Consider the following 1,341-nt stretch of genomic DNA (forward strand, 5'->3'; position numbering starts at 1 on the left):
TATTGAGCTGAGAGTAGCAGACCACGATACGGCTAGTCAATCCCTATTGGATCTTTTCGCAATGCAAATAGGGTTTAGTCCTGGCGTGTTCTCTTTTGATGGTCAGGGCGTAAAAACGGCTACTGAGGTAGTCAGTGAGAACAGCAAGACATTCCAAACGAAGAACAGCCATGAGACTGTGATCGAAGAGGGAATTATAAATCTGATTACCACTATTTGCGAGATCGCAAAGCTTTACAAGGTGTTTACTGTCCCTCCTGACTATGATGTGACCGTTGACTTTGACGACTCTATTGCAGAGGATCGGGATGCCAACGCCAACTTCTATCTGAAGTTAGTTAACAGCGGGCTGATGCCTCGTTATATGGGCCTTATGCACATTCTCAAAGTGCCTGAAGAGAAAGCGCGGGAGCTTATCAAAGAAGCGAAGGAAGAAGCGGCAACCGAGCTGCCAGATGTTAGTGAAATTGGCGGCGGCGGTGTCTGATGGCACGCGTAACACCTGAGAAAGCGGAACAATTGTCCTGGCCTATCGTTCAGATATATTCGTCCATTCAGACGGAGATATTAGAGAACATTGGCGCGCTGCTGGCGAAGGATACAAAAGCCTTGGAAGCGGACGTTAATCAATGGTATGCGCTGAAGCTAGAACAGATCGGCGGACTCACACGGGAGAATATACGGGCCATATCAAAGAAAAGTAAGCTTACACAAAAGAAGATCCGTGAAATCCTTCAGAACATTGGCATGGAAGGCATAGAAGCGAATGAGGCGGTACTTCAAAAGGCGATAGCTCAAGGTATTCCCCTTATGGCAGCACTGCCAGTCAAACAAGATCCGGCCATATGGCAGATACTAGACGCATTCGCAAGGCAGGCAACCGATATTTATAACCTTGTCAATTCGACAATGCTGACTCAAAGCCAGGTAGTGTATCGTGACATACTGACTCAGACAGTCGCAGGGGTTATCAGTGGACTAAAAACGCCACAACAAGCCCTGAGAAGCACCGTGCAAGATTGGGCGCAAAAGGGAATACCGGCATTAATAACAGCAGACGGCAAACGAAGGTATGCGGAAGGTTACGCTTATACGGTCATTCGAACAATGGGTAACAACGTTGCTAACGAAATGCAGGACTCAAGGTTTGATAGTTACGGCGTGGACTTGGTAGAAATCAGCTCACACGTAGGGGCACGGCCCAAATGCGCCCCGTATCAAGGCAGGATATTCAGCAGGAGCGGCAATGATCCGAAATATCCGGCGCTATCCAGCACAAGTAAGGGCGAACCGGACGGATTGTTTGGTATTAACTGCGGCCATGTTCAGTATCCCTACATT

The 1,341-nt window shown here is 48.1% G+C and carries 2 protein-coding genes; both read left to right on the forward strand.

Annotated elements, in window-relative coordinates:
* Positions 1 to 487 (forward strand): phage portal protein (locus ACFQ8Y_RS22730; RefSeq protein WP_430586806.1); only part of this gene is annotated, 487 nt, incomplete at its 5' end.
* Positions 487 to 1,341 (forward strand): phage minor capsid protein (locus ACFQ8Y_RS22735; RefSeq protein ID WP_430586807.1); only part of this gene is annotated, 855 nt, incomplete at its 3' end. The genes ACFQ8Y_RS22730 and ACFQ8Y_RS22735, both read left to right, overlap by 1 nt.

Source organism: Isoptericola sp. NPDC056605 (assembly GCF_042792795.1).
Lineage (GTDB): Bacteria > Actinomycetota > Actinomycetes > Actinomycetales > Cellulomonadaceae > Isoptericola.